Origin of the sequence: Nocardioides sp., assembly GCF_035547795.1 — a bacterium.
In the GTDB taxonomy this organism is placed as follows: domain Bacteria; phylum Actinomycetota; class Actinomycetes; order Propionibacteriales; family Nocardioidaceae; genus Nocardioides.
On record NZ_DASZUF010000096.1, the window covers coordinates 1 to 3,930 of the forward strand.

3 protein-coding genes and 1 pseudogene are annotated in these 3,930 nt (G+C 68.8%); 3 read left to right on the forward strand and 1 reads right to left on the reverse strand.

Going from position 1 to position 3,930, the window contains the following annotated elements; translation table 11 throughout:
• Positions 1-21: 21 nt before the first annotated feature.
• The 3 genes from VHA72_RS06820 (at position 22) to VHA72_RS06830 (ending at position 3,508) form a co-directional block, all read left to right on the forward strand.
• Positions 22-1,317 (forward strand): citrate synthase, encoded by a 1,296-nt coding sequence (locus tag VHA72_RS06820; protein WP_325573694.1) that lies wholly within the window; start codon positions 22-24, stop codon positions 1,315-1,317.
• A 38-nt stretch (positions 1,318-1,355) separates the two neighbouring features.
• On the forward strand, positions 1,356-1,949 hold the full coding sequence (locus VHA72_RS06825; RefSeq protein WP_325573695.1) for an HAD family hydrolase: 594 nt from the start codon (positions 1,356-1,358) through the stop codon (positions 1,947-1,949).
• Between the two features lie 80 nt (positions 1,950-2,029).
• Positions 2,030-3,508 (forward strand): S1C family serine protease, encoded by a 1,479-nt coding sequence (locus VHA72_RS06830; RefSeq protein ID WP_325573696.1) that lies wholly within the window; start codon positions 2,030-2,032, stop codon positions 3,506-3,508.
• A gap of 101 nt (positions 3,509-3,609) precedes the next feature.
• Here VHA72_RS06830 and VHA72_RS06835 read toward each other — a convergent pair.
• Positions 3,610-3,930 (reverse strand): annotated as a pseudogene (locus VHA72_RS06835) (hypothetical protein); the annotation flags it as partial.

Genomic DNA, 3,930 nt, shown 5'->3' on the forward strand with positions numbered 1-3,930 from the left:
GATCCCCAAAGGTTAACGTTCATGACCGTGACTGAATCTCTCACCGTGCGTGACAACCGCACCGGGACGGAGTACGACGTCCCGATCATCGACGGCACCATCCGCGCCGCCGACATCGGGAAGATCAAGGCCGCCGACGACGCACCCGGCCTGGCCGTCTACGACCCCGGCTTCGTCAACACCGCCTCCTGCCGGAGCTCCGTCACCTTCATCGACGGCGACAAGGGCATCCTGGAGTACCGCGGCTACCCCATCGAGCAGCTCGCCGAGTCCTCCAACTTCCTCGAGGTCGCCTACCTGCTGGTCCACGGCGAACTGCCCAGCAGGGAGGAGTTCGAGACGTGGGTGCACGAGATCACGTACCACACGTTCGTGCACGAGAACATCAAGGGCTTCATGGAGGGCTTCCGCTACGACGCCCACCCGATGGGCATGCTGATGGCCTCCATCGGCGCGATGTCGACCTTCTATCCAGACGCGCGCAACATCGCCGAGGCCGACAACCGCCACCTGCAGGTGGTACGGCTGATCGCGAAGATGCCGACGCTGGGCGCCTGGTCGTTCCGGCACGCGCAGGGCAAGCCGTACGTCTACCCCGACAACGACCTGTCCTACACCGCCAACTTCCTGTCCATGCTCTTCAAGATGAGCGAGCCGAAGTACGTCGCCGACGAGCGCATCGTCAAGGCGCTCGACACGCTGTTCATCCTGCACGCCGACCACGAGCAGAACGCCTCCGCGAACGCGGTCCGCTCGGTGGGCTCGACCCAGGTCGACCCCTACTCCTCGGTCGCGGCGGGCATCGGCGCGCTCTACGGCCCGCTGCACGGCGGCGCCAACGAGGCGGTGCTGCGGATGCTCAAGCGGATCGGCTCGGTCGACAACATCCCGGCGTTCATCGAGGGCGTCAAGAACGGCAACGAGCGGCTGATGGGCTTCGGCCACCGGGTCTACAAGAACTACGACCCGCGCGCCAAGATCATCAAGAAGGCCTGCGACGACGTCTTCGAGGTCACCGGCGTCAACCCGCTGCTGCGGGTGGCCCAGGAGCTGGAGAAGATCGCGCTGGAGGACGAGTACTTCGTCTCCCGCCGGCTCTATCCCAACGTCGACTTCTACTCCGGCCTGATCTACGAGGCACTGCAGTTCCCGCCGGAGATGTTCACCGTGCTGTTCGCCATCGGCAGGACGCCGGGCTGGCTGGCCCAGTGGCTGGAGCTGACCCAGGACAAGGAGCAGAAGATCGCCCGCCCGAAGCAGATCTACACCGGCGACCGCGGTCTCACCTTCGTCCCCGCCGAGCAGCGGTGGGCCTGAGCGACCCGACGACCCCCGGCGTTCCGGCGCTGGGGGTCGTGTTCGATTTCGGCGGCGTTCTCGTGGACTGGGACCCGTATCCGGCGGTCGCGCACGGCGTCGGCAAGGCCGAGGCGGAGCGGTTCTTCGCCGAGTACGACTTCGGCAGCTGGAACTACGCCCAGGACGCCGGTCGCAGCTGGGACGACGCGCTCGCCGAGCTGGCCCGCACCCACCCCCACCTGGTCGAGCACGGGACCGCCTACCGGACCCACTTCGCGCACTCGCTGGTCGGTGAGATCCCCGGTACCGCGGACATCCTGCGCGAGCTGCACGCCGCCGGCGTACCGCTGGCCGGGCTGACCAACTGGTCAGACGAGCTCTACCACGCCCATGCGCCGCAGCGCTTCGACGTCCTCGCGCTCCTGGACCCGGTCATCGTCTCGGGCACCGAGGGGCTGGCCAAGCCCGACCCGGCGATCTACCGGCTGGTGGCCGAGCGCACCGGCCGGCCGCTGTCGGCGTGGGTCTTCGTCGACGACCGCGAGGAGAACGTCGAGACCGCCCGCACGCTGGGCATGCACGGCATCGTCTTCACCACAGCGGCAGCCCTGCGCACCGAGCTGGCCGCGCTCGGGCTGCCCGTAGGCTGATCCCACGGGGTACTGGAGTCTTCGCATCCGCGCAGCACCCTTTCAGCGAACCATCAGAGAGTCTCGGCACAGTGGACGACATGAACGACTTCCCTCCTCCGTCGAACGACGAGCAGCCCGCCGGCGGCCCGACGGGCGAGCCTGCTGGTGAGCCGACGCAGCCGCTGTTCGGTCAGCAGCAGCCGAATCCATTCGGCTACCCGACCACGCCGCCGCCTCCGCCGCCGACCCAGCATCTCTACGAGGGCTTCAACGCGCCCCCGACGTACGCCGCGCCGATCACGGCCGACCGGCCCAGTCGGCGCCGCGGCATCGGGCTGGCCGCGGGCGTGGTCGCGGCCGCGCTGATCGTGGGCGGTGGCGCCGGAATCGGCACCGCCGCGCTGTACCACCACCACGAGGAGAACAGCGGAGGCGTCTTCAGCTCGGCCGGCACCACCTCCACGGTGGTCAACGAGCAGAAGCAGACCGCTCAGCAGGGCTCGGTCGAGGCCGTCGCCGCGAAGGTGCTCCCCTCAGTGGTCAAGATCGAGGTCTCCGGCTCCACCGAGGCGGGCTCCGGCTCGGGCATCATCATCAGCAGCGACGGGCTGATCATGACCAACAACCACGTGGTCGCGATCGCCGGCAAGAGCGGCACCATCAAGGTCGACTTCAACGACGGCTCGCAGGCCGACGCCACCATCGTGGGCACCGACCCGCTGACCGACACGGCGGTGATCAAGGCGCAGGGCGTCTCCAACCTCAAGCCCGCCACCATGGGCAAGTCCAGCCAGCTCGCGGTCGGGCAGAGCGTGGTCGCGATCGGGTCGCCGTTCGGTCTGGACTCGACGGTCACCTCGGGCATCGTCAGCGCCCTCAACCGACCGGTCAACGTCGGGTCGGACAGCCAGGGCAACGCGACCGTCTACCCCGCGATCCAGACCGATGCCGCGATCAACCCCGGCAACTCCGGCGGCGCGCTGGTCGACCTGGCCGGCAACGTCGTGGGCATCAACGCCTCGATCCGCTCCACCACCTCCGACTCCTCCGACGAGGAGGCGGGCTCGATCGGCCTCGGCTTCGCCATCCCGATCGACGAGGTGATGCCGATCATCGAGCAGATGATCAAGGGCGAGACCCCGACCCACGCCCGGCTCGGCATCTCGGTCTCCGACGTCGGCGCCTCCTCCAGCTCGGGCCAGGGCCAGGGTGGAGAGGGCGAGGGCGGCGGCCAGGACCAGTTCCCCGGCTTCCCGCAGTTCCCCGGCTTCGGTGGCGGTAGCGGCGGCAGCCAGGGTGAAGGCGGTGGCGGCCAGGACGACTCCGACATCTTCACCACTATGGGTGCCCAGGTGCAGTCGGTGAGTGACGGTTCCGCCGCCGAGAAGGCCGGGATCAAGAAGGGCGACATCATCACCAAGGTGGACGACCACCTGATCGCCGGCTCCGACTCCCTGGTGGCGACGGTCCGGGCCTACCGCCCCGGCGACACCGTCACCGTCACCTGGACGCACGACGGAAAGACGAAGAGCGCGAAGATCACGCTCGACTCCGACGCGTCCTCCTCGAACTCCTGATAGCTCCCTTTCAGGAGGACGGCCCCGCAGCCCGGCTGCGGGGCCGTTGTGCGTCACCGCCCACTGGCATTGGCACCGACCCGGCACGCAGGTCGCCGGCGTCAGGCCCTCAGGCGAGCTGGCCGAGGAATGCGATGCCCGTCGGTGCGCAGCGCCGAGTCGGCGACGGCCAGCGCCTCGTCGAAGGGCAGTCGCTTGGCGCAGTCGAGCACCGTCCGCGACGGAGATGTGATCCCAGCGATCACCTCACCTGCGCCGACGTCGGCGTAGACGACGTGGTGGCGCCGTTGCTGCAGGGCAGTCAGCTTCCGGTGTCGTCCGACGCTCACCCACGCCTTGTCCGGTGGGGTCTTCACCTTCCGGACCCATGCCTGCGCCGCGCTCAGGTGCGAACGGATGCCGGTCAGCTCGGCAGCCGCGCG